32 protein-coding genes and 1 riboswitch are annotated in these 26,702 nt (G+C 48.1%); of the genes, 3 read left to right on the top strand and 29 right to left on the bottom strand.

The genetic code is table 11. From position 1 onward, the window contains the following. The 7 genes from ACY69O_RS01580 to ACY69O_RS01610 form a co-directional block, all read right to left on the bottom strand. Nucleotides 1-438: nitrogenase component 1 (locus ACY69O_RS01580; protein WP_462331718.1), on the bottom strand; the 438-nt coding region annotated here is incomplete at its 3' end. After that, the gene (locus ACY69O_RS01585; protein WP_462331719.1) at nucleotides 431-1,738 is read right to left on the bottom strand and encodes a nitrogenase component 1; all 1,308 of its coding nucleotides are present in this window, start codon (nucleotides 1,736-1,738) and stop codon (nucleotides 431-433) included. The genes ACY69O_RS01585 and ACY69O_RS01580, both read right to left, overlap by 8 nt. Then, nucleotides 1,728-2,540, bottom strand: coding sequence for a nucleotide-binding protein (locus ACY69O_RS01590; protein ID WP_462331720.1), 813 nt, complete (start codon nucleotides 2,538-2,540; stop codon nucleotides 1,728-1,730). Before ACY69O_RS01590 ends, ACY69O_RS01585 begins: the two co-directional genes overlap by 11 nt. Before the next feature lie 59 nt (nucleotides 2,541-2,599). Next, nucleotides 2,600-3,544 carry a sirohydrochlorin cobaltochelatase gene (locus ACY69O_RS01595; RefSeq protein ID WP_462331721.1) on the bottom strand — a complete coding sequence of 315 codons (945 nt, stop codon included), beginning with the start codon at nucleotides 3,542-3,544 and terminating at the stop codon, nucleotides 2,600-2,602. A gap of 25 nt (nucleotides 3,545-3,569) precedes the next feature. Continuing rightward, nucleotides 3,570-3,911: a hypothetical protein gene (locus ACY69O_RS01600; RefSeq protein ID WP_462331722.1), complete on the bottom strand. Its 342-nt coding sequence runs from the start codon at nucleotides 3,909-3,911 to the stop codon at nucleotides 3,570-3,572. Nucleotides 3,912-4,233: 322 nt separating this feature from the next. Continuing rightward, nucleotides 4,234-4,404, bottom strand: a riboswitch (cobalamin riboswitch). Between the two features lie 153 nt (nucleotides 4,405-4,557). Continuing rightward, nucleotides 4,558-4,788, bottom strand: a complete 231-nt coding sequence (locus tag ACY69O_RS01605; protein WP_462331723.1) for a hypothetical protein — start codon at nucleotides 4,786-4,788, stop codon at nucleotides 4,558-4,560. 18 nt (nucleotides 4,789-4,806) lie between these two features. Then, nucleotides 4,807-5,760: a magnesium transporter CorA family protein gene (locus ACY69O_RS01610; protein ID WP_462331724.1), complete on the bottom strand. Its 954-nt coding sequence runs from the start codon at nucleotides 5,758-5,760 to the stop codon at nucleotides 4,807-4,809. Between the two features lie 473 nt (nucleotides 5,761-6,233). Here ACY69O_RS01610 and ACY69O_RS01615 point away from each other — a divergent pair, with 473 nt between their 5' ends. After that, nucleotides 6,234-7,988: an Rqc2 family fibronectin-binding protein gene (locus tag ACY69O_RS01615; RefSeq protein ID WP_462331725.1), complete on the top strand. Its 1,755-nt coding sequence runs from the start codon at nucleotides 6,234-6,236 to the stop codon at nucleotides 7,986-7,988. Between the two features lie 51 nt (nucleotides 7,989-8,039). On the opposite strand, the gene pyrR is transcribed toward ACY69O_RS01615, so the two are convergent. The 18 genes from pyrR to ACY69O_RS01705 form a co-directional block, all read right to left on the bottom strand. Continuing rightward, nucleotides 8,040-8,594 (bottom strand): bifunctional pyr operon transcriptional regulator/uracil phosphoribosyltransferase PyrR, encoded by a 555-nt coding sequence (gene pyrR, locus ACY69O_RS01620; RefSeq protein WP_462331726.1) that lies wholly within the window; start codon nucleotides 8,592-8,594, stop codon nucleotides 8,040-8,042. A 24-nt stretch (nucleotides 8,595-8,618) separates the two neighbouring features. After that, nucleotides 8,619-9,539, bottom strand: coding sequence for an RluA family pseudouridine synthase (locus ACY69O_RS01625; protein WP_462331727.1), 921 nt, complete (start codon nucleotides 9,537-9,539; stop codon nucleotides 8,619-8,621). Continuing rightward, nucleotides 9,539-9,988 carry a signal peptidase II gene (gene lspA / locus ACY69O_RS01630; protein WP_462331728.1) on the bottom strand — a complete coding sequence of 150 codons (450 nt, stop codon included), beginning with the start codon at nucleotides 9,986-9,988 and terminating at the stop codon, nucleotides 9,539-9,541. Before lspA ends, ACY69O_RS01625 begins: the two co-directional genes overlap by 1 nt. A 96-nt stretch (nucleotides 9,989-10,084) precedes the next feature. Next, nucleotides 10,085-10,660 carry a DivIVA domain-containing protein gene (locus tag ACY69O_RS01635; protein ID WP_462331729.1) on the bottom strand — a complete coding sequence of 192 codons (576 nt, stop codon included), beginning with the start codon at nucleotides 10,658-10,660 and terminating at the stop codon, nucleotides 10,085-10,087. 13 nt (nucleotides 10,661-10,673) lie between these two features. After that, nucleotides 10,674-11,462, bottom strand: coding sequence for a YlmH family RNA-binding protein (locus tag ACY69O_RS01640; protein WP_462331730.1), 789 nt, complete (start codon nucleotides 11,460-11,462; stop codon nucleotides 10,674-10,676). Further along, the gene (gene proC / locus ACY69O_RS01645; protein ID WP_462331731.1) at nucleotides 11,459-12,274 is read right to left on the bottom strand and encodes a pyrroline-5-carboxylate reductase; all 816 of its coding nucleotides are present in this window, start codon (nucleotides 12,272-12,274) and stop codon (nucleotides 11,459-11,461) included. Before proC ends, ACY69O_RS01640 begins: the two co-directional genes overlap by 4 nt. A 16-nt stretch (nucleotides 12,275-12,290) precedes the next feature. After that, on the bottom strand, nucleotides 12,291-12,764 hold the full coding sequence (locus ACY69O_RS01650; protein WP_462331732.1) for a cell division protein SepF: 474 nt from the start codon (nucleotides 12,762-12,764) through the stop codon (nucleotides 12,291-12,293). 135 nt (nucleotides 12,765-12,899) lie between these two features. Next, nucleotides 12,900-13,592, bottom strand: a complete 693-nt coding sequence (locus tag ACY69O_RS01655) for a YggS family pyridoxal phosphate-dependent enzyme (RefSeq protein ID WP_462331733.1) — start codon at nucleotides 13,590-13,592, stop codon at nucleotides 12,900-12,902. Nucleotides 13,593-13,620: 28 nt separating this feature from the next. Further along, entirely contained in the window at nucleotides 13,621-14,436 is an 816-nt protein-coding gene (gene pgeF, locus ACY69O_RS01660) for a peptidoglycan editing factor PgeF (RefSeq protein WP_462331734.1), read from the bottom strand. Nucleotides 14,437-14,439: 3 nt separating this feature from the next. Further along, entirely contained in the window at nucleotides 14,440-16,179 is a 1,740-nt protein-coding gene (locus tag ACY69O_RS01665) for a TIGR03960 family B12-binding radical SAM protein (protein WP_462331735.1), read from the bottom strand. 35 nt (nucleotides 16,180-16,214) lie between these two features. Next, nucleotides 16,215-16,679 carry a transcriptional regulator NrdR gene (nrdR, locus tag ACY69O_RS01670; RefSeq protein WP_462331736.1) on the bottom strand — a complete coding sequence of 155 codons (465 nt, stop codon included), beginning with the start codon at nucleotides 16,677-16,679 and terminating at the stop codon, nucleotides 16,215-16,217. A gap of 2 nt (nucleotides 16,680-16,681) precedes the next feature. Then, nucleotides 16,682-18,529, bottom strand: a complete 1,848-nt coding sequence (locus tag ACY69O_RS01675; protein WP_462331737.1) for a YgiQ family radical SAM protein — start codon at nucleotides 18,527-18,529, stop codon at nucleotides 16,682-16,684. Between the two features lie 37 nt (nucleotides 18,530-18,566). Continuing rightward, the gene (locus tag ACY69O_RS01680) at nucleotides 18,567-19,439 is read right to left on the bottom strand and encodes a helix-turn-helix domain-containing protein (protein WP_462331738.1); all 873 of its coding nucleotides are present in this window, start codon (nucleotides 19,437-19,439) and stop codon (nucleotides 18,567-18,569) included. Between the two features lie 151 nt (nucleotides 19,440-19,590). Next, nucleotides 19,591-20,742 (bottom strand): cysteine desulfurase family protein, encoded by a 1,152-nt coding sequence (locus ACY69O_RS01685; RefSeq protein WP_462331739.1) that lies wholly within the window; start codon nucleotides 20,740-20,742, stop codon nucleotides 19,591-19,593. Then, nucleotides 20,742-21,197: a dCTP deaminase domain-containing protein gene (locus ACY69O_RS01690; protein WP_462331740.1), complete on the bottom strand. Its 456-nt coding sequence runs from the start codon at nucleotides 21,195-21,197 to the stop codon at nucleotides 20,742-20,744. Before ACY69O_RS01690 ends, ACY69O_RS01685 begins: the two co-directional genes overlap by 1 nt. A gap of 64 nt (nucleotides 21,198-21,261) precedes the next feature. Beyond that, on the bottom strand, nucleotides 21,262-21,519 hold the full coding sequence (hfq, locus tag ACY69O_RS01695) for an RNA chaperone Hfq (protein ID WP_462331741.1): 258 nt from the start codon (nucleotides 21,517-21,519) through the stop codon (nucleotides 21,262-21,264). Between the two features lie 33 nt (nucleotides 21,520-21,552). Further along, nucleotides 21,553-22,506: a tRNA (adenosine(37)-N6)-dimethylallyltransferase MiaA gene (gene miaA, locus ACY69O_RS01700; RefSeq protein WP_462331742.1), complete on the bottom strand. Its 954-nt coding sequence runs from the start codon at nucleotides 22,504-22,506 to the stop codon at nucleotides 21,553-21,555. Continuing rightward, nucleotides 22,503-23,180: a metal-dependent hydrolase gene (locus tag ACY69O_RS01705; RefSeq protein WP_462331743.1), complete on the bottom strand. Its 678-nt coding sequence runs from the start codon at nucleotides 23,178-23,180 to the stop codon at nucleotides 22,503-22,505. The genes miaA and ACY69O_RS01705 overlap by 4 nt, the downstream gene beginning before the upstream one ends. Before the next feature lie 270 nt (nucleotides 23,181-23,450). Between ACY69O_RS01705 and ACY69O_RS01710 the strand changes: the two genes are divergently transcribed. Further along, a complete protein-coding gene (locus ACY69O_RS01710; protein WP_462331744.1) occupies nucleotides 23,451-24,176 on the top strand; it encodes a thiamine diphosphokinase in 726 nt (241 codons plus the stop codon). Here the strand turns inward: ACY69O_RS01710 and ACY69O_RS01715 are convergent. Both ACY69O_RS01715 and ACY69O_RS01720 read right to left on the bottom strand, forming a co-directional pair. Beyond that, entirely contained in the window at nucleotides 24,146-24,967 is an 822-nt protein-coding gene (locus ACY69O_RS01715; RefSeq protein WP_462331745.1) for a TrmH family RNA methyltransferase, read from the bottom strand. The two genes, ACY69O_RS01710 and ACY69O_RS01715, sit on opposite strands and share 31 nt — an antisense overlap. A 24-nt stretch (nucleotides 24,968-24,991) precedes the next feature. Continuing rightward, nucleotides 24,992-25,645 carry a hypothetical protein gene (locus ACY69O_RS01720; protein WP_462331746.1) on the bottom strand — a complete coding sequence of 218 codons (654 nt, stop codon included), beginning with the start codon at nucleotides 25,643-25,645 and terminating at the stop codon, nucleotides 24,992-24,994. A 301-nt stretch (nucleotides 25,646-25,946) separates the two neighbouring features. On the opposite strand from ACY69O_RS01720, the gene ACY69O_RS01725 reads away from it, so the two are divergent. Continuing rightward, a complete protein-coding gene (locus ACY69O_RS01725) occupies nucleotides 25,947-26,099 on the top strand; it encodes a hypothetical protein (protein ID WP_462331747.1) in 153 nt (50 codons plus the stop codon). A gap of 11 nt (nucleotides 26,100-26,110) precedes the next feature. Here the strand turns inward: ACY69O_RS01725 and ACY69O_RS01730 are convergent, their stop codons facing one another. Beyond that, nucleotides 26,111-26,278 (bottom strand): hypothetical protein, encoded by a 168-nt coding sequence (locus ACY69O_RS01730; protein WP_462331748.1) that lies wholly within the window; start codon nucleotides 26,276-26,278, stop codon nucleotides 26,111-26,113. Then, the gene (locus ACY69O_RS01735) at nucleotides 26,265-26,696 is read right to left on the bottom strand and encodes a carboxymuconolactone decarboxylase family protein (protein WP_072934852.1); all 432 of its coding nucleotides are present in this window, start codon (nucleotides 26,694-26,696) and stop codon (nucleotides 26,265-26,267) included. The genes ACY69O_RS01730 and ACY69O_RS01735 overlap by 14 nt, the downstream gene beginning before the upstream one ends. Between the last annotated feature and the right edge of the window lie 6 nt (nucleotides 26,697-26,702).

The raw sequence follows: 26,702 nt of genomic DNA on the forward strand, positions 1-26,702 counted from the left end.
CATCACGGCAATCGAAGCCTTCTGCCATCCCTCCGCAAAGCCTCCTGTAAGTCCGCCGCTGTCGAAAACAACTATCGGGCAGGTTATCCCCATCTCTCTGGCGATACCCTCCACGTCATCACCTATAAGGCTTGCGGAGCAGTTGTTTTCTATACATAGTACTGAGGGCGGATTTTCTACGTACTGCTCAAGGGTATCTCTCAGATACTCCTCACTGCCGAATACAATCGACTCATTGTCCAGCTGTGTGCACAGCATTCGCTTGGATATAAGCGGCTCATTCATTTCTATGTGACGCATGGCATAGTAATAGCACCACAGAGGGCCGTTGATTACCACCGCGGCATCTGGAATGCCGGCAAAAAAAGCTGCTGCGCCTGCAAGAGCACAGGCATCCTGCATACCGCAAAGCTCGCTGAAATTTTCTTTTTCAGGCATATATAAGCCCCCCTCTGCTGAGCGCTCTGTGCATGACTCGTACCATGGCATCCATTACAGCTTTCTCTCCCGTCCAGCCTGCGCCCGCAACACATGGAAGAATAACCTGGCGAACCTCCGAATTTACCAGTTCATGCGTCGTCAGAACAACATCTGATTCGCGCACTGCTTTTTCAAAGTCTTCTCCCGAAAGAACAGGCGCGTCAGTATACTGCCTGAGCTTTGCTTCATTCTTCTGACGTCCTTCTTCTCCCTGCGATTCAAAAAGCTGTATGCCGATCAGCTTCATTCCAAGCTTTTCCAGCATAAGCAAAACCGTCTGCGGCTGGAAAAATTCAGTGGCGCGTCCAGCGCAGTAAACAACCTTTTTCCCGCGCAGCGTTTCAGCTGACTTGTCAACTACAGCCATGAACCGCTGATGTTCTTTCTTTACGGCTTCCGCAGCAGCAGCTTCCATGCCAAGAAATTCCCCAAATCTTTTCAGCCACTCCATGGTCCTTAAATAGCCTACAGGATAAAGCTCCGAAAAGCATGGAATGTTGAATTTCTCGGAAAATTCCCTACCGACTGCAGCAAAATGCTGCTGACGGACATCGGATTCAGACCTTCCTATCACAACGGTCAAAGCTGCAGACGGCGCCTTTTCCAGCTCCGCAAGAGACATGTATGAAGGAAACTGTCCGCTTATTTTGAGTCCGAAATAATCAAGCATACGCCTCATTTCACGTGTATAAGCGCCGAAGATACCGCCGCAGTCTCCGAAAATCAGCACTGTTCCCGGAATCTTTTTTTGCGGCTTCATAAAACGCTGCATCAAAATACGTGCCGCATCAAGATATCCATCGAAATACTCTCCGTCCAAAAAACCATGGTGTGATGTCTCTATGACAGGAATTCCAAGTTCTTCTGTCATTTCCTCCGCCACTGCGCCCGTATCATCCCCGATTACGCCGGATACGCAGGAATTAGCTATAAACACCGCTTGGGGATTATATTTTTCATACGCGTAACGAACAGCACGGCGCAGGCGCTCCTCTCCGCCAAACACAGCCTCTTCATCAGTCAGATCCGTGGATAAAAGAGGTATGCTTCTTAGCTTCGTTTCCTCGGGAGCATCCGTAATCAGACGACAGAAGGAGCTTGCATCCATACGCCTTGCAATGTGCGCGCAAGCCCTTGGACTATGATAGATTACGACAGCACCGTCCACATAACAAAGAGCACGCCATACCCCGGTCATTGTGCAGCTGCAGGACGCAACCCTGCGGCATTTCAGTACACGCTTTGCTTCAATTGCCATACTGCTCCACCAGTCCCTCCAGCTCCTCGAACTCCATGGGCTCCGGAACAACAAGCTCCGTATTGCTGTCGATATCCTCCGCCAGTTTTCTATATACGCCTGCCTGAGTGGTATCGGGAGCATATGCAATCACCGTCTGACGATGAATCTCAGCATCGTGAACAATATTGTCCCTAGGAATAAACGCAATCAGCTTTGTTCCGATACGCTTTGCGAATTCCTCCAAAAGCTCCTTTTCCATGGGTACATTGCGGCTGTTTCCGATTATTCCTCCCAGCTTGACGCGGCCGCGTACCGCAAATTTTCGTATACCCTTTGCGATGTTGTTCGCCGCGTAAAGAGACATAAGCTCCCCCGAGGAAACGATATAAATTTCTTCGGCATAGCCCTCACGTATTGGCAGTGCAAAGCCTCCGCAGACAACATCTCCCAGCACGTCGTAAAGTGCCACGTCTATATCATCAAGAGCCTTGAGTGCTTTCAGCCGCTGAAGCGCGACAATTATTCCCCTTCCCGCGCAGCCCACTCCCGGCTCCGGACCTCCCGCCTCAATGCAGCGTATTCCATTCCAGCCTTCATGAACAATTTCCTCCGCCAGTATCTCTCCGCCGCGCCTTTCACGCTCCAAATCAAGCACAGTCTGACGGCAGATATGTCCCAGGAGAAGACGTGTGGAATCATTCTTCGGGTCGCACCCTATCTGAGCCGCGCACTTTCCCATTTCACTGAATGCCGCAGACACATTTGAAGCCGTGGTGGATTTTCCTATTCCGCCTTTTCCATAAAATGCTATCTTTTTCATGCCGGGTATCTCCCTCCCGATTTAAAAGAATAAGCCCCTGCTTACACAGAGGCTCAATATTAATCTTTATTCTTATCCTTAAGGTATTCATACGCTTCATCCGCGCGCTCAACATACATTTTTCGAACGGCATCATTCTCGCCAAGGCCCTTGAGATACGCTTCTACCTCAAAGCCTGCCGCTTCAAGCTGAAACTTGTGGCTCTTGGGATTTTCCGCAAGCATATCCTTTTTCACATGCGTTCCGGCAACCATCATAAGAGGCATGAGTGTTACCTTTTTAACCCCTGCCCGTTTCAGATACGGAATAACGTCCGTAAGATTCGGCCTGCCTTCCATGGTATATACGAAAACATTTCTGAAGCCCTGCTGCATCAGACGGCTCTGAATCGTATCGTAAAATGCATTGGACGGGTGAGGTGACCCGTGAGCCATCAAAAGCACCGCAGTCTGCGGTGTTCTCGCCGGAAACTGGGTTTCCACGGCCTTTACAAAGTCCATAGCATCATCACGCCGCCCGTTCTGTCCCATCCAGTAGATAAGCGGCGTACCCATTGTTGACCGCTTGAACTGTGCTTTATACAGGTGGAACACACTGGTATCATAGGTGTACTCAATCCCTGGGAACAAATCAAGCGTGGTCATTGCAACCCGCGTATAACCTTCACTGCGAAGATCGCGCAGTGCCTCTTCCGGCATAGGATAGTGAATTCCTTCTTTTTCCTCAATACGTTCAACGACAATGTTCGAGGTAAAAGCAAGTACTACCTTGACACCCGGATGATTGCGCTGTATTTCCTCCACAGTTCTTTCTATGGTTATGCGCCGTGTTTCAGTTATAGTTGTACCGAAGCTCATGACCAGTATTGCGTCCTTATCCGGAAGCGACTGCAGCTCAGGCGTATCATAGCTGAGAACACCTATCTGCGTCGCATGGCGGAGCGCCATGGTCACATGCTTGACCTCAGGGTGCACGCTAAATTTTGCACAACATTTATCCTGCAAAGCAAGCATCTCCTATTTTTCAAAATCAGACAACCAGACGTACAACCTGAACCTCAAAAGCTTCCTTTATCTGCGGAATAAAATCGCGCTCAAGAAGTGATTTCTGGCGCAAATCGCCAGCTACCATAAGAAGCATTCCACCGCTTTTCGTCACATTATTGAGCGGCTCAATATATTTGGCATAATCGTCGTCTCCGAGCTTTTTCCGAAGAGTCTCAAGAGCACCCATAAGCTCCGGACGTGTCTCTTTAAGGCGCGCTGCCAGCGGAGCACGTTTTTCAATTTTAACATTCGGATTTTCACTGAGCGGAGCCTCTGCCGTCATCTGCAAATCTGCAGCATAGTCTGTTTGTTCATTTACCTGCATTTCAAATCTCCTCCCTTTACTTTTCTATATTTTAACAGAAACTGCGTCCATTGTCTTTGCAAACTTATCAATCATATCACAGCCTGTTTTTTGACAAAAAAATCGGCCTCTCGGGAGTCCACCCCGGAGGCCCGCCGCAGTCGGCGTGTAAAGAGTTGAATGGAATGTATGAGCAATGCTTTCCATTAAGCTGAACTCACGGAAAACTTTCCGCCAATATAAAAGACTCTTTTCCCCGAACGGAAAAGAGTCATCATTTACAGAGTACGCCAATAAAACAGACGCTGTCTGCCAAATCCCCTTCCCATCGCTCGTAGGTCAATCGGTGATTGTCAATCAGGCAGTTCTCCTGGCTTCAGGTCATCATCCTTCGGCGCCTTCCCGGAATATCCAGTGGCTAATGCCGAAGAACTCTCTGTTACAGTGGCGGGACCGCGTTGGCTTTTACCAACTTTTCTATTAAGTCGCTGACACCTGATTCAAACTGTGTTCACTTTTAAGGAGTCTTGTTCGGGATGTCCGTATCCCGATTACATTGCAAGAATATCACGGGACAAAATGCTTGTCAAGCACTATTTTCCGCAGAAATAAAGCGTGTAGCGGGTATATGCTTTACACTTTTTAAAGCATATACCTGCTACACGCATCAGCATGATGTCTTTCCCAGCCTAGGGTGTATTACAGGTCGCAGACTCCTTACTCTCACAAGGCGAAGCGCCTCTTCGAAGGTCACATCCTCGCGCCCGTTCTGTGTTTCATACACGCACAAAGGTTTCTCTACGCCAAACTCACTGGCAGGCATGTAGACATATTCATTATTTTCAAAATCTCCGTAAATTTCTCCTGCTTTGAGTCTTGCTTCAAGCATAACGCCCATATAAAAACGTCCCTTTCATCAAAACATATTGTGACGCCAAAGCACAAATGCCATGAATCCGGCAATTGAAACCGAAAGACCGGCAATCACAAGAAACGCGTCGGCGCTGGATGCCAGAGGAACCGGAACATTCATACCGAAAAAGCTCGATATTACCGTCGGTATTGCCAGAATAATCGTCATAGCAGCGAGGAATTTCATAACGAGGTTCTGGTTATTGGAGATAATAGACGAGAACGTATCCGCCATTCGCGCGAGAATCTTGCTGTACATTTCAACCATCTCGCGGGCCTGCTTATTCTCGATTATTACATCCTCCAGAAGGTCCTCATCCTCTTCATACATCTTAAGTACCGCCTGAGTTGCAGGATTCGTGCGGAGACGCAGCAGCTTGTCCAAAACTGCACCGTCAGAACGCAGAGCCGCGTTAAAGTACGTCAGACCTTTCTGCAGCTCCAAAAGACGCATAATATCCTTGTTACGCATGGAATCCCGAAGCATATGCTCAATTTCATCGGAGAGCTTGCTTATCTGACGAAGGTAACGCAGATAGAATGTTGCGGATTTATATAGTATCTGGAACAGAAAACGTGTCTTTTTGAACGTGCGGAAAAGCTTTGCAGTCCGCTCGTTAAACTCGGACAGCACCGGAGTTTCCTCCAGGCAGACCGTAATGATATATTCCTTTGTCAAAATAATAGCCAAAGGCAGTGTATCATAGCTGTCATATGAACGCATGACCGGAACATTGGTCAGGACCATGATTGAATTGTCCTCGACATCTGTATGGGAGCGCTCCTCATCATCCAATGCGGAACGCAGGAAGTCAGGTTCGACCTCCGTAAGTTCACCGACGACCTTAAGTTCATACGGTGTCGGATCAATAATATTGATCCATGCTCCCTTTTCGAGAGTCTCCAGGCTCAGTTCCTCGAGCCGTCCGCTCTCATGGGATTTCAGTATTCTGAGCATAGAAAAAACCCCTTCCCTGCAGGGAACGGGCTCAAAAAAGCGCTAAAGAGGCACAGCTCAAAAGCGCTCCCACATCTCATTAAAAATGCTGAGAAAATGGCAGCGTTCCCTGCGATTTGTAATTATACGATACCAACATAAATCAGGGTGATCGCCGTCCATCTTTCTCACCATCCTCTATTTTAGGAATCACTGATTAATTCAGCTGCCCATTTTAATGCATCTTGTGTGTCCTCCCTGTGTTGACAAATCCTCAGCATAGCACCGCTATGCCTGCGGTTTGCCGCCTTGGGAGGGACGCACCATCTGCATCAATCCGGACGACTTCATTTAATCAGCGTTTCCTTGAATTTCAAAATACGGTTTTACCTCAAAAAAGTATATACCAAACAGCCTGTATGGGCAAGATTTTTTTCACATTTTTCCTTCCATGATATATACTAGAGTAAATCATTTTGAAATGAGGTCATTTTATGAGTCTTGACGGCTTTTCAATGCGCCGCCTTGTGATAGAGCTTAATAAATCACTCGCCGGTGGGCGGATAGATAAAATAACACAGCCAAACAAACAAACATTGACGTTTTCCGTACGTCAGCCCGGTTCAACCCAGCTTCTCTATATTTCCATACAGCCGCAGAACCCGATTCTTTACCGGTTGGATGCTCCCCTTGAAAGCCCCGCTGAGCCTCCTACCTTTTGTATGGTTCTCCGCAAGCAGATAGAAACGGGACGTATCGCGCAGGTGCGCCAGCACGGACTTGACCGTATCATTGCTCTCGATATTGACGTTGTAGGCGCAGGTGGACGCATAGTCACAAAAACTCTCGTCTGTGAGCTTATGGGTAAATACAGCAATCTCATACTGGTGCAGGATGGAATAATAATAGATTCCCTCAGAAAGGTCGGCGCAAACAGCAGCCGTGTACGCGAAGTCCTTCCCGGCGAAGCCTACGAAGCGCCCCCCTCTCAGGATAAATGCGATGTAACACTCGTTCCGCCCTCCACCGTCACAAAAAAGCTCAAAGAGCTTACCGATATGAAATTGGCGCAGGCACTCAGCAGCGTCTGCCTTGGATTCGGTCCTGTGACATCAAAGGAAATTGCTTACTGTGCCGGTCTTGCCGCAAGCACTCAAATTTCCTCACTCGACGATGCAGATTACGCCTCCATTGAGCAGGCAATCACTGAAACCGTGCGTTCTCTCAGTGATCCCGAATCTAAGGCATGTCTGGTCCGCGGTGAAAAAAACAAACTTAAGGCAATGTCCTCGTACACTCTCCATTACTTCCCGGAGGGCGAGCTTGAGTTTTTCCCTTCTGTTGATGCCATGCTTGCCCGTGCTACCTCCATTCTCGGCAGCTTCGTGCCCCAGGACAAGGAGCCGCTCAAAAAGCTCGTACACATAGAACTTACACGGGCTGAAAACAAGCTGATAAAGCTCCGTAAGGAAGCAGCGGAAGCAGATAACGCAGAGGATTTCAGGGAAAAAGCGGATAACCTTATGACATATCAGTATCAGCTAAAGGACAGAGAGGATGCTGAAATCACCGTTCCTGATATATACTCCTCTGACGGCGCTTCAATTACCATATCTCTTGACCAGCGCCTCACGATTACGGAGAATATACAGGCCTACTATCATAAATACAACAAGCTGAAACGTGCGCGTTCACTGCTCTCCGAGCAGATTGCTTCATGCGAGGAATCCATAAAATATCTTGGAAGCATTGAGGCTTCTCTTGAGGTTTCCTCCAGTCTTGCCGAGCTGCAGGATATCAAATCAGAGCTTACGGCACAGGGATATATAAAAGCCCCAAAGAAGAAAAAACCTTCTCTGCAGCCCTCCAAGCCCTTTTTGTTTAAGGCGCCCGACGGCAGCGAAATTCTGGTTGGAAAGAACAACTACCAGAATGACCGTCTTACCTTCAAGACCGCTGACCGTGATGACATCTGGCTGCACACAAAGGATATCCCCGGCTCTCATGTAATTCTGCGTACAGAAGGAGCAGAGCCAACAGAAGAAACACTTCTTCTGGCTGCCGACCTTGCCGCGCATTTCAGTCAGGCCTCCGGCTCTTCAAACATTCCGGTAGACTACACGCTCTGCCGCTACGTCAAAAAGCCATCAGGTTCAAAACCCGGATTTGTCATTTTCACAAACCAAAAGACTCTGTACCGCACCCCCGATGAAAAAACACTGCAGAGTATTCTCTCGCAGGAGCAGTAATAAAAAAGCTCACGCCCTCGATAAGTTCGAAGACGTGAGCTTTTTTCTGTATTATTCCGATTTAATTTCCTTCAGCATGACCTTCTCATCACCATCAAGCTCATTAAGCTCGACACTTATGGTTTCATGTGCCGAAGTAGGTACATTTTTACCAACATAGTCCGCACGGATTGGGAGCTCACGGTGACCGCGGTCAATGAGTACCGCAAGCTGTATGATATGAGGACGTCCCATATCAATCAGGGCATCAAGCGCAGCGCGAATCGTGCGCCCCGTGTAGAGCACATCATCAGTAAGAACTACACTTTTCCCGCTGATGTCTCCGGGAATCTGCGTTGATTTCAGAACAGGCTGATAAGCCATTGTGGAAAGATCATCTCTGTAGAGAGTAATGTCGAGAACTCCGACCAGCGGACGTTTTCCCTCGATTTTTTCGATTTCATCAGCGATACGCTCCGCAATAGGAACTCCGCGTGTACGAATACCGACGAGCACAAGGTCTTCAATCCCTTTGTTTTTCTCAACAATTTCATGTGAAATACGGGTGAGTGCGCGACGAATGGCATCTCCGTCCATAAGCATAGTCTTATCGATAAGTTCTGTCATGATCTTCCACTCCTGTCTGTTTTATTATGCGTTTTTCTGCCTTTTCCTCAGCACATCAAGTATGTGCTGCATATCCTCCGGCACAGGGGCCTTAAAGGTCATTTCCTTCTTCAATACAGGATGCTCAAAGGTAAGCTCAGCGGAATGCAGTGCCTGCCCATTTATGGCAAACGGACATTTTTTCGGGCCGTATTTCGGATCGCCCAAAACAGGATGACCGATATATGCCATATGCACACGTATCTGATGCGTGCGTCCCGTCAAAAGCCGGCACTCCACAAGAGTGTAATCACCATATCGTTCAAGTACCCTGAACTTTGTAGTAGCATCTTTTCCGTTATGCAGAACAACGGCCATCTTCTGACGGTCCTTCGGGCTGCGGCCTATGGCACCGTGAATTGTTCCTGTTTCCTCAACTATATTGCCGCAGACAATCGCCCAGTATACACGGTGAGCACTCTTTATTCTTATCTGCTCCGCCAGCTCTATGTGTGCCGCGTCATTCTTCGCAGCTATCATTACACCGGAGGTATCCTTATCCAGTCTGTGAACAATTCCGGGCCGGACGGCGCCGTTTATCCCTGAAAGGTCTTCGCAGTGGTGCATGAGAGCGTTTACAAGCGTGCCGCTTGATACTCCTGCCGCAGGATGCACAACCATGCCGCGTGCCTTGTTTACAACAATTACGTCATGGTCCTCATAAAGAATATCCAAAGGAATATCCTCAGGAAGAATATCTACAGATACGGGGTCCGGAAGCGTGAAGGTAACCGTGTCTCCCTCTTTCAGCTTCGTGCGGCTTTTTTCCTGCTTTCCGTTTACAAGCGCGCCGCCGTCCTCGATAACCTTCTGTATATGTGAGCGGGAAAGCTCCGGCTGCATCTCTGAAAGGAAAACATCCAGCCTTGTTCCGGTCTTATCCGCCGTATATTCAAATTTTTCCATCAGGCCTGATGTGCCTCCTTCCATTCCTCACGCAGCAGCGCATACATGATAAATGCTACGCCTACGCATATAGCAATATCTGCCGTATTAAATACCGGCCAGATACGAAAATCAAAGAAATCTATAACCTTCCCGAGCCAAATACGGTCGATAAGGTTCGATGCCGCTCCGCCCAAAAGCAGAGAGGAACCGTAATAAACCAGCATACCTTCCTGTTGGAGACGGCGGTAAAAAAACAGCCCTACCCCGATAATCAGCACACCGGCACAAATAAAAATCCAGCGCTGGTCAGCAAGAATGCCAAAGGCAGCACCCGGATTCTGTATGTATGTAATATGAAAAATGCCCGGTACTACGGGCACGGAATGACCGATATCCATGGATGTCATTATCATGAACTTGACTGCCTGGTCAATAACAATCAGTGCAATTACAATCAGCCAAAACAAGTTGATTCTTGCCCCTTTATCCATTGCCGCCGAACCGGCTATGTGCTTCTGTGAAGTTTCGCACTCTGCCGCTTCGCCGGAATTATTTTTTGTCTATTACTGCTGCCACGGAAGCGGACGCTGTCCGTTATCCTCACTCTGAGGTTCTTCCTGTATTTCCTCGTCCGTCATTTCATCAAGAGTGCCTATAGCCTGACGTACACCATCCTCCTCGAGAAGCTCAAGCTCTGTACGGAGAAGCGACTTGATTTTTATGAGAAACTGTCTCTGACGCTGCAGAACGGCATCGTACTTCGCTTCCTCGCGGCGCACATCATCCTGAACCGAGGCCTGCTGCTTTGAAAGCTCCATCTGTGCGCGAAGCTTCATATTCTCGCATTCCTTGATTGCAGCATCGCGTATTTCCGCAGCACGGAGCTTTGCGTTCTGCATGACCTCTTCAGCTGTTTTTTTTGTCACAAGAAGCGTTTCCTGCAGGTTGTTCTCAAGCTCCTGATACTGCTCTATTTTCTTTTTGTTGAGTTCGATTTCATCCTTTAACTGCTGATTCTCACGAAACATTGTTTCGTAATCATTCACAATCCTGTCGAGAAAATCATCGACCTCTTCCGCATCGTATCCCCGAAATCCGCGTTTAAATTCCTGATTATGTATATCGGATGGTGTAATCATTGGCATGACCCCCTCAAATATAGCGCTTCAGCGATACGCCGACGCGTCCTTTTTTAGTCTTTCCGCGTACTTCTACGATTTCTACACGTCCCCGTCCGCGAAGCGAAAGGATATCTCCCTCTCCGACGGTTACAGAGGCGTTCTTGACAGACTGCCAATTAAGCTTCAGTTTATCCGCTTCTATATCTGCTGCCGCACGGCTTCTCGACATGCCAAAGCCCGCCGCCGCCACCGAATCCACACGCAGGGATGCGACAGTAGCTGTAATATCCTTTGTCCGCTCTTCCCTTGGCGCGATTGCCGACAGCTCATCCGGTTCACAATGGACAGCCGCCGAACCAATCTGCGTGAGATTAGCAAGCAGAAACTCAGCCATCTGCTTCGTAGTCAAAATCCTTGCAGTGCCTGACGATACCAGAAGGTCTCCCAGCGTATCACGCTCTATTCCGAGCCCCATCAGTGCCCCAAGCACATCACGGTGCGTAAGGTAGCAGAAATCGCTTTTCCATTCTGCCTTTATCACCGCAATATCAAATGAAGGCTTGCCGCCAAATGCGTCATGCGTAAACATTGCACGCTGACGCTCTGCACCGGGATAGCCTCCGTCGTACTGCACTGTCAGTCCATCATAGCTTGCAGCCACAGTCTCGGCAATCTCAACTCCATAAGGGTCCAGAAAAGGTGTCAGTCGAAATTTCTGTGTCCGCACAGCCTGCTCAGCAAGGTCTACAAGCTGAACCGAAACGGCTTCTCCTTCTGTTCCCTTGTAATAACGAAGGATCCGCTCACGTGCTGTTGTCATTTCAATTTCCCCAGTTCTTCAGAGCGTTTAGTTGCAGCCATGACTGCATCTATAAGCGCACCGCGTACTCCCTGCTGCTCCATAACACGAACGCCTGCTATAGTCGTTCCCGCCGGAGAGGTCACGGCATCACGCAGAACATCCGGATGTTTCTCTGTTTCAAGAACCATTTTTGCAGCTCCAAGAAGTGTCTGAGCCGCCATAATACGCGCATTATCACGCGGAAGACCTGCCATAACGCCGCCATCCGACAATGCATCAATCATCAGGAAAGCATACGCGGGGCCGCTTCCCGAAAGACCTGTTACGGCATCCATCAAGGACTCCGTAACCTTTACCGCCCTGCCGCAGGAGGAAAAAATCTCTTCAGCGGTTGTATCAGCCACAGCCTCTGCCGCAGCATTCAGCGTATACGCAGACATACCCTCGCCGACGGAAAGCGGCGTATTGGGCATTACGCGAACAATCGGATGGCCCGGGAAAGCCTTTTCAAAACGTGCGACAGGCACGCCCGCAACGATGGATATAATACGTGCGCCCGGTTTTACCTTCGGTGCAATTTCCTCAAGTGCCGCATCCAGCGCCTGGGGTTTTACCGCAAAAAGCACCGCATCGACTTTGCCTATGAAAGAGTCCGCCGTGGTTTTCGCCGTAACACCATACAATGCATTAAGCTCACAACAGCGCTCCTGACGACGCTCTGAAACGAAAAGCTCTTCCGGATTTTTCTTCATGCGGTGAACCATGCCGTCAAGAATAGCACCCGCCATCATTCCGCCGCCGATAAAACCAATCGTCTGTACCTTATCCATCAACTATTTCCCCCGCTTATTTTTTTATCCAGGACATATCCATAGGATTGCTGCGATCCTGTGAATAATCAACGTTTACATTGCTCGGCGCACAAAGGAAAACATTCTTGCCAACCTTTTTGATGTCGCCTGAAATAGCATACGTCGTGCCGCTGATGAAATCGATGATACGTTTTGCATCATCCGCGTCAGTCTTTTCAAAATTGATAAGAACCGGACGTTTCTCTTTCAGCGCGTTTGCGACCTGCTGAACATCATCAAAGGAGCGCGGCTCAATAACGATGACCTTCATGCGCGACGCACGTCCGATACCTGCAGCAGCATCCTGAAGGCTTACCACATTATCAGTGTGCTGTGCCTGCGGCTTCATGGGCTCGAAATAAGCCTTCTCCTGCTCATCAAGCTCCTCTGTGTTCTCAGTGTCTTTTATTTCCTCATGCTCCGGGTCTACAAGACCGATTTTTCCACAAACCTTATCAATGATACCCATAATACTTCCTCCTCTGCCTGTATTTAGTCCAGTTATTTTTCGTCCAATGTACCAATACTTTACGAATATTAATTTATCCTATTATTATAGCGTATTTATCTGAATTTTATCAATATACTATGGCTTTTTACAGGCTCAGTACTGTCTCGGTCCGAAAATTGCCGTACCGATGCGCACAAGGTTTGACCCTTCTTCAATGGCAATCCGGTAATCATGCGTCATTCCCATAGAAAGCCATTTCATTTCGGAATTCATAAGCGGCAGCATCTGAAGCTGATCGAATATCTCACGCATTTCACGGAACAGGGGACGGCATTCCTCTACATCTTCGTAATTAGGCGCAATGCACATGAGGCCCATGAGATGGACATGCTGCATTCTGTCTGCTTTCTGCAGAAGGAACGGCAAATCCTCTTTGTAAATGCCGAACTTACTTTCTTCCTTTGCAAGATTGACCTGAATAAGTATATCCTGAACCTTATGTATTTTATCCGCAGCCGCATCAATGGCATCAAGCAGATGCTCACTGTCTACAGAATGAATGAGATCAAAATTGCGCACCGCCTGTTTTACTTTATTCGTCTGCAAATGACCGATAAGATGCCATGTCACATCGCGGTCCAGCTTGCCGTGCTTTTCCACAGCCTCCTGAACCCGGTTCTCACCGACCACGGTAACACCTGCATCAATCGCCTCACGCATTGCCTCTACATCGTGATTTTTAGTAACGGCAACGAGCTGTACCGGGTCATCCTTAAAAATACCCGTACGCTTTGCCATGCTTTCCTCGATATTTTTCTGCACCGTTTCCAAACGCTCAGCAATCATTCGAAAGCCCCCTGTAGGTAGTTTTTATTTATTTCAAAGAGAGAAGTGCGGCTATGCGGCCTGTTTTTCCTCCTGATGCCCGATAGGAGTAAAAAATCTGCGCGTTATGCTGCGTACAGCTCTCCGCACTGTCTATATTTTCTTCACGAATACCTGCTCTGATAAACTGCAGGCGGTTTGCTTCCCACAAATTCAGGTGATATTTTTCTCCCTGTCTTGAAAGAATATATTTTGCATCATCCGGATACGCCTCACTGAATTTCCCGGCAACTTCATCGCCCACCTCGTAGCAGGACGGACCTATAGCAGGTCCGATTGCAGCCAGAATATTTTTCGGCTCACAGCCGTATGCTTCATGCATGGCGGAAATTGTTTTCCCCGCAATTCCGAGGTGAGTTCCCTTCCAGCCGCCGTGCGCGACAGCAATAACATGCTTCACCGGGTCAAAGAACATAAGCGGCGTGCAGTCAGCATAGCAGAGCATAAGCGAAACACCCGGAACATCAGTCATAAGCGCGTCCGTTCCTTTGATTGCATCATCGTATGACATTCTGCCGCGCCCAATTTCGTCTGCCGTGACACGAACGATTTTATCTCCGTGAATCTGCTCCGGCGTCGTGAGAGCTGAAAATGAAATTCCCAGCGCGCCACAAAAACGCTTGCGGTTCTCAATCACCGCGCTGCCGTCATCTCCAACATGAAGCGCAAGATTAAGCGAATCATACGGGGCTTTGCTTACACCGCCGAAGCGTGTCGATACCGCCTGCACCAGCTCCGGGTGGTCAAGCTTTGAAAAACGGCCCGTCCAGATAGATTCACTTATTTTTGAAAGATAAAACGCCAAATGTTATTCCTCCGTTCCGCTGCATACTCCGCAGCGTCTGCAGCCGTCAAAGCATTTGACGGTTTCCTGCAGATTTTTTGCACGCTCCCACTCGCTCCACAGGTACTCCTCTTTGAGCCCCATGTCAAGCCTTGACCATGGAAAGCATTCCTCACGGCTCCTCACTCGGTGGAGATAAAAATCTGCGTCCAGTCCGCTGTCCTTCATGGCACGCAGAAACGCCTTCGCTCCTCCGGCAAGATGTGCCTTGTAAAGCACATCGGAAATTCTTCTGTCCCCTCTGGAAAGAACACCCTGCACCAGAGCAGACTTCGGAGGCTCGGATATCATCTCGATGCCCTTATGCCCCGCGATTCCCTGACGCAGACGTTTAAGTGATGCCTCGATAGTCTTTTTATCCGCCATGGGCGACCACTGAAATGGCGTAAATGGCTTTGGAATGAAAGGATTGACACTTAATGTCAGAGTTGTCTTTTTATCCTCACGCTCCAGATATTCCTTCATACGCAGCGTAAGGTCGGCAATGGCATCAATATCCTCCATGGTTTCCAGAGGAAGCCCTATCATAATATACAGGCGGTAATGCCGTATACCCGCCTCAAGGCCAAGATCCATGGTATGGAAAAGGTCTTCTTCCGTAATGCCTTTATTTATTACGGCACGCATGCGCGGACTTCCTGCCTCAGGCGCGAGCGTAAGCGTACGCATTCCACTTTTTACGAGGGAATCCACCAGCACAGGAGTTACGGAATCCGCACGGAAGGACGCCACAGACATAGTATCTCCCCCACCTATGACTGCCCTGCAAAGTTCATCAATTTCAGGATAATCGGATATAGCCGCTCCCATCAGCCCAAAGCGTTTGCCGTATTTTCTGCCCTCACGGAATTCTTCCTTGAGCACAGACAGCGAACGGTTTCTCGGACGGCGGAAGCAGTAGCCTGCCATGCAGAATCTGCAGTGTCTTCCGCACCCGCGCGCAGTTTCAACCAGATAAAGATTGAATTCCGTATCGTCCGTAACAATTACGGTATGAGCAGGGTACGCGTCAAGGTCGCGTACCCACTGGCGGCTGACCTTTTCCGGTGCTCCGTCCAGCGGTGTTACAGCTTCAAGTGTACCGTCATCGGCGAAGGAATGTTCATAAAGCGACGGAACATATACACCCTCTACCTTCGCCAAACGCCGCAAAAGCTCTTTTTTCCCGAGTCCTTCAGCTTTAGCACCGTAGAACGCGTCCATGAAATGCTGCATTGTCTCTTCGCCCTCTCCGATGATAAATGCATCGACGAAGTCCGAAAGCGGTTCGGGATTAAACGTAGCGCAGGGTCCTCCCGCAATGACTATCGGAGCATCCTCTCCGCGCTCCGAAGCCAGCAGGGGAACCCTGCCTGTCGAAAGAATCTCCAGAAGGTTGAAATAATCCATCTCAAATGAAACAGCAAAAGCAATAAGCGGAAATTCCGAAAGCGGAGTCTGTGTTTCAAGACTCAGAAGAGGCGTATTTGTACGCTTATATTCCTCCAATTCCTTCTTTTCGGGAAGGAAGAAGCGTTCACAGGCAGTATCTCCCCTGCGGTTCATCAAATCATAAATTATATGAATACCAAGATTTGACATACCGACAAAATACGAATTGGGATATACCAGCGCCATACGCTCCCGCTGCCCCGCGGGGAATACATAATAGCCTTCTTCTTTTTCCAGATGCGCCTTAAGCTTTGTCGCAAGCTTCCAAGACAAACAATCAACCTCCAATTAAAAGGGAGCTCTTTCCCTTATTTACCTCTCTTTTCACGAAGAAGCTCCTCAAGCTCCTCCTTGAACATGCTTATATCCGCAAATTTACGGTAAACCGAAGCGAAGCGGATATACGCTACCTCATCAAAATTCTTGAGTTTTTCCATAACGAGCTCACCGATGGATTTCGTCGTAATTTCGCGATCCATAGTGTTGCGAAGCTCACGCTCGATCTCATCTGCCAGTGCTACGATACGGTCCGTTGGAATGTCTCTTTTATCACAGGAACGGATGAGTCCGTTAAGAAGCTTATCCCTGTCGAAAAGAACACGGCGGCCGTCATGCTTGATTACCATCAACGGCGTTTTTTCTACGACCTCATAAGTCGTGAAACGGCGCCCGCACTGAGAACATTCTCTGCGGCGGCGAATCGAGTTTCCGTCATCAGCCGATCTTGAATCGATAACACGGCTGTCTTCCTGTTTGCAAAAAGGACAACGCATTTTTACACCTTCATTCTCTTAGCTTTCCGCTTCTGCGGTTTATTTTTATCCGGCTCCGCCTTCTTTTCCGGGTGAACCAGACATTTTTTATCAAATCCTATAAGGTCCTCACGATGAGCCAGCCTCAGTGCCTCTCTCACAAGCGGCCGGTTCGACGGTATCCAGTACTGCATAAGCGCGCGCTGCATACGTTTTTCGTGTGGATTCTTTGCCGTATATACAGTCTCACCCGTAAGCGGATGTATGCCCGAATAGTACATGGCTGTGGACATTGTCCCCGGTGTCGGAATAAAGTCCTGCACCTGCTCGGGACGGTAGCCCAAGTCGCGGATAAACTCCGCAAGCTCTATGGCGTCCTCAAGCTTTGCTCCGGGATGGCTGGACATGAAATAAGGAACAAGATACTGCTCTTTCCCAAGCCGTTCATTCATTTCCTTGAACCGATGCACGAAACGGCGGTAGACCTCTTTATTTGATTTCCCCATGAGCCGCGTCACGCGGTCTGAAATATGCTCCGGGGCGATTTTCAGCTGACCGCTTATATGATATTTGCAAAGCTCCTCCAAAAAGGAATCCTTCGCAAGCATCAGATAATCGAACCGTATACCTGAACGTATAAACACCTTTTTGACCTTAGGCAGCTTTCTGAGCTCCCTCAAAAGCCCAAGATAGTCGCTATGGTCCGCCACAAGATGGCTGCATGGAACAGGCGACAGACATTCCTTGCCGCGGCATGTACCCCTCTGCAGCTGTTCATCACAGCTGGTTCTCCTGAAATTGGCAGTAGGACCGCCAACATCATGAATATATCCCTTGAAATCAGGAAGCTCTGTGAGCAGCTTCGCTTCTCTTAGCAGGGATTCGCGGCTCCTGCGCTGGATTATCCGCCCCTGATGGGAAATTATTGCACAGAAATTGCAGCCGCCAAAGCATCCCCTCTGGCTTACAAGACTGAATTTGACCTCTTTTATTGCAGGAACACCGCCTGCGGCTTCATACACCGGATGATATGTCCTCTGATAAGGAAGGTCGTATATTTCATCCATTTCCTCTTCGGTCAGGGGCATTGCAGGCGGATTTTGTACCACACACGCCTCACCGTTCCGCTGGACAAGCTTCTTTCCGCGAATGGCATCCTGTTCAAGATATATATTCTTAAACGCCTCAGCAAAGGCTTTTTTATCTTCTGCCACCATATCGAAATCCGGAAGCTTCACATAGTCGTAAACATAATCAAAATCAGGGACGCGGTAACATGTCCCTGCCACATCCTGTATATTTTCGATATCGACCCCCTGATGAAGATCTGCGGCTATTTCCAAAATCTGCTTCTCGCCCATTCCATAGACGAGCATATCAGCCTGACTGTCCATGAGAACCGACCGCCTCACGCGGTTTGTCCAGTAATCATAGTGAGCGAACCTTCTGAGACTCGCTTCTATTCCGCCTATGATTACAGGCACACCCGGCCATATCTCACGAAGCCTGTTCGTGTAGACTATGACAGCGCGCTCGGGACGGCAGCCCGATTTTCCTCCCGGCGAATAGGCGTCCTCATGCCGTGTCTTTTTAGCCGCGGTAAATTTATTCAGCAGCGAATCCATATTGCCGCTTGATACCAAAAAAGCCAGCCGAGGCCTGCCAAGGCGACGGAAATCCTCCTCGCCCCGCCAGTCCGGCTGCGCAATTATTCCAACCTTATATCCGTGTTTTTCCAAAAGCCGGCAGATAATAGCCGGACCAAAACTGGGATGGTCCACATAAGCATCACCCGATACAAAAATAAAATCGAGCCGGTCCCATCCGCGATTCTCCATATCCTGCCTTGTCATAGGCAAAAAAGGACTCATACAAAATTCCTCATTCTATGCACACTTTATGCGCGTTTTATTTGATTTCCTCCATCTTGTCCTTAGTGAAGCTGCGCTCCACAACCTCGCCCTCTTTTCCAAGCTTGCCGATGGATTTTCCGTTAAAAGTGACCTCTGCCGCTCCGGCATTTCCGAGTGTCACATTCACCTTGTCTTTTCCGCTCCAGTTGACCGTTTTATTCGGTTCAGCCGTTCCCTCAAAAAGAACCTGACCGTCTGCCTCGACCAACGTCCAGCAGCGGTTCGTAAATTTCACCGAAACCTGTACTGTTCCGTTCGTAGAAGGTACTGACATGCCCGGAGCTGCTACTCCGTTTGCCGCGGGCTGATTGGCATTTTTGCCGTTTGCCTGCTGTGCTCCTGTCTGCTGCTTATTTGTCTGAGCAGGTGCGGTCTGTGCGGTCTGCGCCGTCTGTGTTTTATTGGTTTCCTGCTTTGCCTTCTGGGTTACCGCCGGCTTCTGTGTCGGTTTGGCGTCAGGATCTTCACCGAAGAAATAATAAATACTTCCCACGAAAGCAACAATGATAATTCCTATGGTAATCAGTATATTTTGCGTGTGATGTGATTTCTCAACACGTTCCCTGAAATCAGAACCCGTATCAAACATGGAATGCGGCTGTTCATTTTTCTCCGGTGCAGCAGGAACCTCAGGCTCAAAGCCGTGAAGCTCTTCTCTGAACTCCTGCACAAGATTATCAGCATTCAGATTAAGAAATTCCGCGTAATTGCGGATAAAACCTTTTACATATACCTCGCTCGGAAGAGCTTCATAATTTCCCTTCTCAAGTGCATCTATATACGCAGAACGAATACTCGTCTCATTCTCAATATCTTTAATTGTGAGTCCTCGTTTTTCGCGTGCAGAACGCAGGGTACTTCCAACCATTTTTCGAGCGTCCTCCTATCTTGATTTCATGTATATTTATCGCTCAGCTCATAAAGAACAAATCATTATTCTCATTCGTAACAATACACATTTTTTATTATACATGATGAATCTTCCAAAGACAAACATTCCCATGTATTTTTCATATATTTTAACCTATTGATGCAAGACGAATTTCCCTGACTGATTTTTGAAGTATACTTAAAAAATCATGCAGCTCATCTTCCTTTGTATAACGCCCCAGAGTAACGCGTACCGCGCTCTTCGCCTCTGTGTCGGAAAGCCCCATGGCAGACAGCACATGGCTGGGCTCCACAGCGCCTGCGCTGCACGCGCTCCCGGCAGATACCGCATACCCTTCAATATCCAGACGTATCAAAAGAGAATCAGAAGACACACCGTCAAACCGCAGATTTATATTTCCGGGCAGGCGTCCCTCACCTGCCGCTCCGTTTAAGTGACAGTCCTCTATGGAGGAAACCGCAGCTGAGATAAATTCGTCACGAAGCTTGTTCAGTCGTTTCATCTCGCCTTCCATTTCTTCACGGGCCATAGAAGCAGCCGCGCCGAGTCCCACTATCCCGGGGACATTTTCCGTCCCCCCGCGAAGTCCTCGCTCCTGTCCGCCGCCATAAACAAGCGGAACAATCGGCGTACCTTTTCTTACATAGAGTGCTCCTGTTCCTTTAGGTCCGTACAGTTTGTGCCCTGAAAGTGACAATGCGTCTATTCCAAGCTCATTCACATTCAAAGGAATATGTCCTGCCGCCTGCACTGCATCCGTATGAAAAACAGCGCCGCGCTCATGAGCAATTTCCACCAGCTCCTTCAGCGGCTGTATCGTCCCGACCTCATTATTAGCCGCCATTATGCTGACAAGAACAGTATCATCGCGCAAAGCCTTTCTTAAATCCGAAGAACGCACCAGTCCTTTCCCATCCACAGGAAGAACAGTCACCTCAAACCCCTGCGTCCGCAGATATTCTGCTGTATTGAGCACCGCATGATGCTCCACGGCGCTCGTCACAATATGCCGTCCCTTTTCCGCATTTGCTGCGGAAAGCCCGCAAAGCGCCCAGTTATCACTCTCACTGCCGCCGCTGGTAAAAAATATTTCCTCAGGCGCAGCCCCAAGAAGAAGAGCCACCTCTTCCCGTGCCTTCAAAACTGCCTGCTTTGTCTCCCTGCCAAAGGAATACACACTCGAAGGATTTCCGAAGCCTTCCGTAAAGTAAGGCAGCATTGCCTGCACGACCCTCGGGTCCGTCGGTGTTGTTGCCGCATAATCCAAATAAACTGCCATTACAGAGCTCCCGTTGAACCCATACCGCCGCGGCGCTTTTCTCCGTGACCTGCCTCATCGCCGTCAACAGTCAGGTATGAATAGAATATTCCCTGGGCAACACGCATACCCTTTTCCACCAGTACAGGCTTATCTCCGTGATTATGAAACGCAAGCATAATATGGCCTTCGTTATCCTCGTTGTTATAGTAGTCGGCATCAATTATTCCCTGGCTATTGATGAATGACACGTTATTTCTGGCAGAAAAACCCGAACGAACATGAATACCAAGATATTCATTCTCCTGCATATACGCCTTGATCCCCGTTGGAACAATCGTTACCTCGTGCGGAGCAAGCACTCTTTCCTCTGCCGCTTCAATATCGTAACCCGCGCTTGCGGCAGTTTTTCGTGCCGGAAGGTGAATGCCCTTATCCGCAAAAGCACTCACTACTTCAAATCCTCTTTTACGCATATCTTTTCCTCCATACAAAAGGAGCTGCAACCGGAAAAACCGTGCAGCTCCCAAACATCTAAAATTACTTTTCCTTCGAAACTTCCTTCTTGGCGAAATCAAATCCGCTCTCAAGAGGTCTTGCCGGTGTGATTGTCGAAATCGCGTGTTTGTATACCAGCTGCTGTTTGCCCATCGACTCCAGAATCACGGTAAAATTGTCAAAACCGCGTACCGTTCCTTTAAGCTGAAAGCCGTTTACAAGATGAATACTTACTCCCACATCCTCTTTACGGACCTGATTCAGGAAACTGTCCTGAAGATTTAAAATCTTCGCTGCCATCTCAATCGCCCCTCATTAAAAATTCATAATTAGTTATATTCGCTTCTTCAAGAAAAAATCCTCTATTTCCGGATAAATTTCCTGCAAAAGTTCTTCCGTTGTCTTTCCGTCCGCGTCAAGCCAATGAATGTACGGCATTTTCCTGTACCATGTGAGCTGACGCTTCGCAAAATGCCTCGTAGCCTTTTTTATCTCATATACGGCCTCGTCAAGACTGCATTCGCCGGAAATATACGCGGCTGTTTCCTTGTATCCTATCCCTTTCATTGCCTGCGCGGTTCTTGGAATTCCCATATCGAGCAGATTCCTTACCTCATCAACAAGCCCCTGCTCCAGCATGATATCCACGCGTTTGTTTATTCTTTCATAGAGTACCGCGCGGTCCCATCGAAGCCCGATAACAAAGGCGTTATATCTGAGATGTCCCTCCTCACGCTTTTGGGATATCTTTTCCTTTCCAAGATGCCAGACCTCAAGCGCCCTCACAACACGTCTGAAATCGTTCACATGAAGGCGTGCCGCTGTATCGGCATCTACCTTTTCCAACATATCATGGACATATTCTCTGCCATGCTCCTCCGCCAGACGTTCAAGAGAGGCTCTGTATTCATCGTCCCCCGACGACGTATTGAAATCATATCCCTCCAAAAGAGCTTTTGCATAAAGCCCCGTCCCTCCGGCAAGAACCGGAATCATTCCGCGCCCATTAAGCTCAGAAATTTTTTCCGATGCCATCATCTGAAAATCAGTCACATTAAAATCCGCATCAGGAGGGAGAACATCTATAAGCCAATGCTTAACACCCTCACGTTCCTCAATAGCAGGCTTTGCGGAGCCTATATCAAAGCCCCTGTAAACGAGCATTGAATCTCCCGACAGGATTTCCGTACCGAGACGTTTTGCCAAAGCAACAGCGAACGCTGTCTTTCCCGAAGCAGTAGGGCCAAGAACGGCAATAAGATTCTCTGTTATTTTATCGTCATTCATTCAAGCTCAATTGACTGACCGGGTTCAACAATATGAACAGCCGAGCGTGTCGTCTCCTCTGTCATAAGCTTATACTGCTTCACGTCCTGCTCAATAACAGGCCAGGTATTGTAGTGGATAGGAATTACATGTCCTGCGTTAAGCCACTGTGCTGCTTTCGCAGAATCCTCCATACCCATTGTATAATTATCACCAATCGGAAGAAGCGCATAGTCAATAGAATCCTTACGTCCTATAAGCTTCATATCGCGGAACAGTGCAGTATCTCCTGCGAAGTAAACAGTCTGCCCGCCAATCTGGATTACAAAGCCGCACGCAATACCGCCTGCAACGCCGGAGCTGTGCTGTGCAAGAGTCATGCGAACACGTCCGAACGGAAGCTTCACAGAGCCGCCAAGGTTCATGCCGTGCCCCTTGATTTCTCCAACCTTCTCCTGGCACAAAGCAAGTACTTCAGGAATAGCGATAACCGTCGCGCCTGTGCGCTTTGCAATTTCCGGCGCATCACCGAGATGGTCTGCATGAGCATGAGAAACGAGGATATAATCGCACTCGACATCCTCTGCCTTTATTGATGCCTTCGGATTCCCTGTAAGGAACGGGTCTGTAAGAACTTTATATTTTCCGTCATCGAGCAAAACACAGGAATGGCCGTAATACGTGTACGTAAGCATAATAGTGCCTCCTTTAAAATATGAATCCAAAGACATAATTTACATTTATTATTATAACGCATTCGTTCCGGTTTTGCCAACGGCAAAACGCCCTCTGTCAGCGTTTCATCGCTTGCGATATAACGCCATCGTTCGAGTTTTGCCACAGGCAAAACATACAAATTAAGCGTTTCATCGCTTGCGATATAGCGCTTGCCATCAAATAATGAATGACATTACGGTACATTTATGTGTAAAATAAAGAAAACTGACATGAAGGAAGCATTCTGTATGAAAAATAAACCGACAGCATCTACGGTCACTCTGCCTCAGATACGTTTTACAGCAGATATCCATCACGATAAACAATATCTTCTTGCCATTGGAGGCCGTGCGCCCTCTTCCGAATGGCTCCGCGAAGCATCAGAGCAGCGCACACTGTGGGCTGTAGACCGTGGACTCGACAGTCTTCTTTCGGCAGGGCTCACCCCGGAGCTTCTGATAGGAGACGGTGACAGTGCGTCCCCGGAGGCATGGCAAAAGGCAGTTTCCGCACAGATTCCGACAGAACGCTTTCCTTCCGAAAAAGATTTCACTGATACTGACCTGGCTCTGAAAAAAATAAAAGCGGAGAATCCCTCCGCTTTTATCGTAATGACCGGCGGCTTCGGCGGTCGGTTCGACCATGCCTTCACCATCATTTATTCATTTGCCCTTTCAGGCATTGCCGGCTGCATTGCCGACGACAAAGAATGTCTTTTATTTGCCAATGGTCCGTCAGAGCTTGAAATAACGTGCCTCAGACGTCCTTCTGCCATTTCTCTGCTTCCCCTGTCGGGCGAAGCACACGGCGTATCTTTTTCAGGCGTACACTGGCCGTTGGAAAACGCTTCCCTATGCCAGTCGAAAACGCTTACTGTCAGCAACAGACTAACCGAAGATACCAACGTCTGCCGGCTCCGCCTTTCAAAAGGTCTGCTCGGTGTTTATTTCGTCTGGGACGAATCAGGATTATGAAATCTTTGTCGGTACGCCTCATACAACACAACAGCAGCGGCAGAAGCCACGTTAAGAGATTCTGCCGCTCCCCTCATGGGAATATATACATGCTCCGCCGCGTCAAGCAGCTCCTTTGAAGCTCCATTGCCTTCATTTCCGAAAACCACAGCGCACATACCTCTGTAGTCCGCATCAAAATGCGGCTGTGCCGTCCCGTCAAGCGCCGTAACCCTGCAGCTGATGTCATTTTCCTTCACAAACCGCAGAAAGTCCTCTCTGTCAATTCCATCAACCACAGGAACATGAAAATGCGAGCCCATTGCTGAACGCACAGTTTTGTCCGAAAACATATCCACTGTCCCGCGCAGCGCAATAAGCGCATCAGCGCCAACCGCATCCGCAGTGCGGAGAATCGTTCCTGCATTTCCCGGGTCCTGTACACCGTCAAGCACCACGAAAAAACCATTATTACTCTTGATACTGTTTAGCGTATTCTCTTTCCTGCGCATAACAAGCAAAAGTCCCTGCGGTTCCTCTGTAGCAGCAGCCTTGTGATACAGCGTATCCGAGACCTCATAAACAGGACAGCCCTTGCTTTCCAGCATCGAAACAATAGCCTTTGTGCGTTCTTTTTCCGCTGCTTCGGGAGTCACAAGAGCAAAAACCGATTCCCAGTCAGATGAAGCAGCCATCTCGGCAAGACGAACTCCCTCTGCAATAAATTCGCCTGTCTTTTCCCTGTTCTTTTTCAAATGAAGAGACGCCGCATGTTTTATTTTTGCATTTGACATGCTCTCTATCTTTTCCATCAGATTCCATCCTATCAGCTTTTATCACAGCATACCATTCAGAGCATCAATCATATCTGCAATGAACGTGTTTCGCTTTGCTTCATCAAGCTCCAATATCGACAAATACGGATTCAAATCCTCAAGCTCGACAAGCAGAAGCTCTCCTTCCTTTGTCCTGCAGGCATCAACTCTCTGGATACCGTTTTTGATATCGTTCCATTTTATAAATTTTTCAGCAAAAGCAACATCGTCTTTATCTGCCTCATATGCCTCAAGTCGCCATCTCTGCGACTTATCAGGCGCATACATGGCGTACTCCAATTTATCGTTAATGAAATAAAACGAAACCTCATACTCAAAATCAATCGCGGGCTGAATAAGGTATTCCCCATCAATTATATTCCTTGCCCTCAGCCCTTCACCTGATAAAAACTCAAGGCCGATTGAATCAGCGCCCCCCTTGGGCTTTATCACATATCGGGAAGTAACCGGCAGCCTGCCTATATTTGTAACAGAATCTACTGTTGGTATAACAGGATATCCTTCCAATGTAAGATCAACAAGATACTGCTTTCCACGCATATCAGCCTTACCCGTAAAATCATTAAATGTTTTAATTTTATTTTTTCCGACACGCTCCACGAATGAACTATACACATCCTTGAAGCCGCTCACTGCACCGGTATTTCTGAACACAACCAAATCCGCCGATGATTCAAATGCCTCGGAATTATTGGGATGACATATTGCGACATCAAAATATTCTTTAAGACGTCCGGTAATGTAGAGGTCCTCTTCGTAATATTTCCTGCCTTTTGCTTCATAATATAAATCTGTCAGATACAGTATCCTTTTTATTCCGCTCGTCCCCTCATCATTAAAAATATCTTTGACTTGAAAGATATTATAATGCCTTCAATCAAAGTTTGCCATAGGCAAACTTTCCTCTGCCGAATCAATGCTATAATATAAGTTATACAGAAAGTGAGGCGGTATCATGAAACAAGCTGCATACTTATCAAAAAACGAAAACGAACTAAATGATATTCTTGCATCAATAAAAACCTCTGATGAGTATTCGAGGGAATCAAGCGTTCTTCTGCATGTAAAAACAAATATGCTGACACGCAGCGAAGTCGAGGATATTTGACCATAAATGACTCACCGCTGCGTATCAGCATCGCTTTCTTTTCCGTGCTCGGCTCCTCCCCTCAGGGGCATTCCGTTCATTTCCAAAAGGAAACCTTCCCCCGGTTCATATAACTTATTAAATACAGGCAGAAAAGCCAACCTTCCCGATTCAGCAGTACCTTCATCAAGGAGCCGCATATACTTCCTTTGCCATATTGAAGGCAGCCCATGCTTTCGGCCATCCGGCATAAAAACCAAGCTGCGTTATTATCTCAGCCATCTCATCCTTCGTTACACCGTTTTTCTTTGCTGATTCAATATGATATTTGAGAGAACTGTCAATAACACCTGAAGCCACAAGAGCAGATACAGTCACAATGCTCCTGTCGTGCAGTGAAAGCACATCATTTTTTGACCATACCTCACCAAAAAGAATATCGTCGTTATACCTTGCAAAATCAGGTGCAAAATCTCCAAGCTTATCGCGGCCTGCCGTCTGCACTACCTTGACTGCTTCCTTTTTTTCCGTCATTTCCGCTGCCTCCGTAATCATCAAATTTGTTGTCAAAAGCATACCTGCTGCCAGTGCCCCGGCAATCCATTTTTTCGCGTTCATCTACCG

Source organism: Schwartzia sp. (in: firmicutes), from assembly GCF_978017985.1.